This is a genomic window from Phytohabitans kaempferiae, from assembly GCF_042433955.1.
GTDB classification, from domain to species: domain Bacteria; phylum Actinomycetota; class Actinomycetes; order Mycobacteriales; family Micromonosporaceae; genus Phytohabitans; species Phytohabitans kaempferiae.
The window spans coordinates 1-3687 of record NZ_JBHLUH010000029.1; the positions used below are offsets into that span (position 1 = coordinate 1).

At 67.2% G+C, this 3687-nt stretch carries 6 protein-coding genes and 1 pseudogene; 5 read left to right on the forward strand and 2 right to left on the reverse strand.

The window, feature by feature from the left end; genetic code table 11:
- Window positions 1-216 precede the first annotated feature (216 nt).
- Entirely contained in the window at window positions 217-846 is a 630-nt protein-coding gene (locus ACFFIA_RS16685) for a tyrosine-type recombinase/integrase (protein WP_377251895.1), read from the reverse strand.
- Window positions 843-1130: a hypothetical protein gene (locus ACFFIA_RS16690; protein ID WP_377251897.1), complete on the reverse strand. Its 288-nt coding sequence runs from the start codon at window positions 1128-1130 to the stop codon at window positions 843-845. Before ACFFIA_RS16690 ends, ACFFIA_RS16685 begins: the two co-directional genes overlap by 4 nt.
- Before the next feature lie 149 nt (window positions 1131-1279).
- On the opposite strand from ACFFIA_RS16690, the gene ACFFIA_RS16695 reads away from it, so the two are divergent.
- The 5 genes and pseudogenes from ACFFIA_RS16695 to ACFFIA_RS16715 all read left to right on the forward strand — a co-directional run bounded on the left by ACFFIA_RS16695 (window position 1280) and on the right by ACFFIA_RS16715 (window position 3630).
- Entirely contained in the window at window positions 1280-1516 is a 237-nt protein-coding gene (locus ACFFIA_RS16695; RefSeq protein ID WP_377251899.1) for a YxzC family protein, read from the forward strand.
- Between the two features lie 164 nt (window positions 1517-1680).
- A pseudogene (locus ACFFIA_RS16700) lies at window positions 1681-1782 on the forward strand (nucleotidyltransferase domain-containing protein); the annotation flags it as partial.
- Between the two features lie 382 nt (window positions 1783-2164).
- Complete coding sequence (locus ACFFIA_RS16705; protein WP_377251905.1) at window positions 2165-2497, forward strand: hypothetical protein; 333 nt, start codon at window positions 2165-2167, stop codon at window positions 2495-2497.
- A 32-nt stretch (window positions 2498-2529) separates the two neighbouring features.
- Window positions 2530-2991, forward strand: coding sequence for a PPOX class F420-dependent oxidoreductase (locus tag ACFFIA_RS16710; protein WP_377251901.1), 462 nt, complete (start codon window positions 2530-2532; stop codon window positions 2989-2991).
- A 225-nt stretch (window positions 2992-3216) separates the two neighbouring features.
- Window positions 3217-3630 (forward strand): hypothetical protein, encoded by a 414-nt coding sequence (locus ACFFIA_RS16715; RefSeq protein WP_377251903.1) that lies wholly within the window; start codon window positions 3217-3219, stop codon window positions 3628-3630.
- Window positions 3631-3687: the final 57 nt, after the last annotated feature.

The following is a 3687-nucleotide window of genomic DNA, read 5'->3' on the forward strand; positions in this document are numbered from 1 at the left end:
GCAGGCGTCGCCGGTGTCCTCGCTCCAGTCGTGGCCGAGCTGGCCGGACAGTAGTTCACCCCCTGCACGAGTGCGATCAAGCTCGACCCAACAACCTCGCGACATAGGTCGGCGTGCGAAGACCGGAGCGCATCGCTGGGGTGGCGCCGCTCAACGCCGTCCTCGAAGTTCATCAATGAGCGGGTGCACGCTCATCGGCAGAGTCGTGCGGGGACGCTACGTGCCGGAGGCCATGTACGCGGCCAGGATGTAGTTGGGATGGCGGTCGAGGTTCTTGCGGGCTCGGTCGTAGCGCTTGGTGGTGCGTGGGTCGGCGTGGCGGGCGGCGATCTGTACGTCGCGCAGGCTTACCCCGGCGTCGAGCATGGTCGTCACGTAGGTGTGTCGGAGCATGTGTGGGTGCATCCTTGGCATCCGGATCCCTGCGGTAGTGGCCAGGTGCTTGAGCCGGCGGGTGGCGGCGTGCCGGTCCATCCGACCGCCGAGGGTGTTGCGCAGGATCGGCCCGTCGACGGGGCCGTCGACGGCGCGGTCGATCGCCCGCGCTATCGCGGGCGGGAGCGGGACGAGCACGAGCTTGCCGCCCTTGCCACGCACCCGCAGGACTCGGTGACCGTGTTCCTCGCCCAGGTCGGCGACGTTGGACCCACAAGCTTCGAAGATCCGTAGCCCGAGCAGGCCGAGGAGGGCGATCAGGGCGAAGTCGTTGATGTTCGCCGACAACCGCGCGGTGGTGATCAGAGCTTCGAACTGGAGGTGCCCGAGGCCGAGGGTGGGTGACTCGGCCGGGACAGTCGGCCGGCGCACGTAGGCAGTGGGTGAGTGCGGCAGGATCTGGTCGATCACGCAGACCCGGTAGAAGCCGACCACGACCGACAGCCGCCGGGAACGGTCGAGGGCTGGTAGCAGCGGACGTCCTGCAACCAGCGCACGTACCGCTCAATGTCCGCGCGGACCGCAGCGAGCGGGTCGAGTTCCATGTCGGTACACCAGCGCAGGAAGACACGAAGATCCGACTCGGTGTGGATCCGGGTCTGGCCGCGGTAGCGGCCCAGGTACGCAGCCGACGCCACGCGCAGAACAAGCTCACTGCGATGCGTGACGCCGGAAGTAGCGGAAGAAACAGCCATGCATCACCGTGCGTTGCCAACGGCGATGAACGCAAACGCGCCCGCAGCGGCAGATGTGCGCGCCCAGGCTGGGCATGCGGCATCTTCATACCGTGGCTCGGAGGCGCCCTGTTCCGACTCGCGGTGAGGTCGATGCGTGGTTCACCGCGGTGCTCGTCGGTACGCGTACGAGGGACGAGGCGGACAGGTGGGCGGCCCAGTGGCGTGAGGATCCGGTCGACGGTGCGGTTGAGGACGAGGTCGTTTGGTGGGCGCTCGATCTGCTGCATGGCATTGATCTGCCTTCCGGCCCTGAGGGCCGGTTCTTGCACGACGACGACCAAGTGCGGCAATGGCGCCAGGACTTCCGCCGGCTCTGCCAGACGTACCCCGACGGTGAGGAGTGACAGCCGCGATCAGCGCTACCGGCGGCAGATCGGCGCGCTCTGGCCGTATCCGTGTTGTCGGTTACGACATCCCCGGCGGCTTTCCCTGCCGTCGTTGTCCGATTTGAGGCCGGGGAGCGGCCGGCGGACGTGGCGTGGTCAAATCAGAGGATGTGGATGACAGGATGTTGGTGGAGCTCAGCGAGCGGCTGGTGGCGGTTGGCGGGGTGGTGGCGGTGGTGCTTGGTGGCAGCCGCGCCCGCGGTAGCCACCGCCCCGACTCGGATTTCGACCTGGGCTTGTACTACCGCGGCGAGTTCGACGTGGTGGGGTTGCGGGAGTTGGCGGGCCGGGAGGCCGATGAGCCGGTCGAGGTGACGGCACCGGGCGGTTGGGGACCATGGGTCAACGGCGGCGGCTGGCTGACGGTCCAGGGTTGGCGGGTGGACTGGATCTACCGCGATTTGGACCGGGTGCACCGGGTGTGGGACGACTGCCGGGCCGGCCGATACGAGGTCGGGTTCCAGGTTGGCCATCCGCTGGGCTTCTACTCGCATGCCTACGCCGGGGAGGTGGCGCTGTGCCGAGTACTCGCCGATCCCAGCGGAGAGCTCGCCAAACTACAGGCACAGACCCGGCATTATCCGGCGGCGCTGGGGGGACGCGCTCGTGGACGGGTTGTGGGAGGCGGACTTCGCGCTGCGGCTGGCCACCTACGGCGCGGACGGCACCGACCCCACCTACGCGGCTGGGTGTCTGTTCCGCGCCGTGGGCGTGGCCTGTCACGCGCTGCACGGTCGAGCCCATCAATGGCTGATCAACGAGAAAGGCATGGTGGCATCGGCGACAGGACTGTCGATCGCACCGCCGGGCTTCGCCGAACGTGCCCAAAGGCTGCTCGGTAACATCGGGCAATCCCCACCGCAGATCACCCAGACGACCTCGCATGCACACGCTCTGCTCGCTGAGGTGCGCGTCGCTGTCGCCTATCCTCCGCATTGACACGGCTTGTCAACACAAAGGAGAGAACAAGAATGGCGCGCACCATCGCCACGAACACAGCCGTCGACCTGGACCGGCTCCTCGAGTTCGTCCGCCCCAGGCACCGGATGATTCTGATCACCCAGAGAGTGGACGGCTCGCCGCAAGCGTCACCCGTGACCGGGGGCGTGGATGACTCGGGCCGGATCGTGGTGTCGACATATCCGGAGCGCGCCAAAGCCCGCAACGCACGCTCACGTCCGAAGGTGAGCGTCGTCGTGCTCTCCGACGAGTGGAACGGCCCGTGGACGCAGATCGACGGAGTCTGTGAGGTACTCGACGCCGCCGAAGGACTCGACGAGTTCGTGGAGTACTACCGCAACATCGCCGGTGAACACCCCGACTGGAGCGAGTACCGCCAGGCCATGCTCGACCAGGGCAAAACCCTGCTGCGAATCACCCCCACGCGCTGGGGTCCGATCGCGACCGGCGGGTTCCCGCCCCGCCTCGCATGACACCTTCTGAACCAGGCACGGCACCACCAGCCCAGGGCTTACAGACAGCGACTGCCGACCCCAACCGAACCGCCCCTACCTTCACCTCGCGGAGCACGATGCCGTCCTCGGTCGGGCAGGGTCGCGCCATGCACCACGTAGGCCAGATCGCGCGAACAGCCCTGGAGCGTTAGCCAGCCGCGTGCACCCCGCCCCCGCTGTCGGCGGCATGACAGGATGCTCGGCATGGGCGCTGCCGAGGAGAGCCCTCGTTCGGTACTGGCGATCAACAACTGCGGCCTGCTTCTCGTTCAAAACAGTGCCGGCACCTGGCTGATTAAGGGTTCGGCCGATGGGTCGATCTACACCGCCGGGGACCGGCTGATGTGGCTGTTGCCGTTGCTGGAGCGCACCCCGACCGACGTCAGGGCGGCGTTGCCTCACGTGCCCTTGGCCGACACGCCGCTACCCGCCCTCGTCCGGTTCGCGCTCACCGCCTGGGGTGAGCATTGGCCGGCACTGGCACTCGGTTGGTTGGAGTCCGGCTGGCCGACCGGAGACCTGCTCGACGTACTGGCCGATATGAAGGACTCGCGCACACTCTCCCAGCCGCTTCGCCACCGAGCGCTTCGTCTATGGCGCACTGCGGCACATACCTAATAGTGCTTTGTCATGATCTTCGTTGGCGTCTGTCTTCGGTTCCGTTGCGGTAAGCGG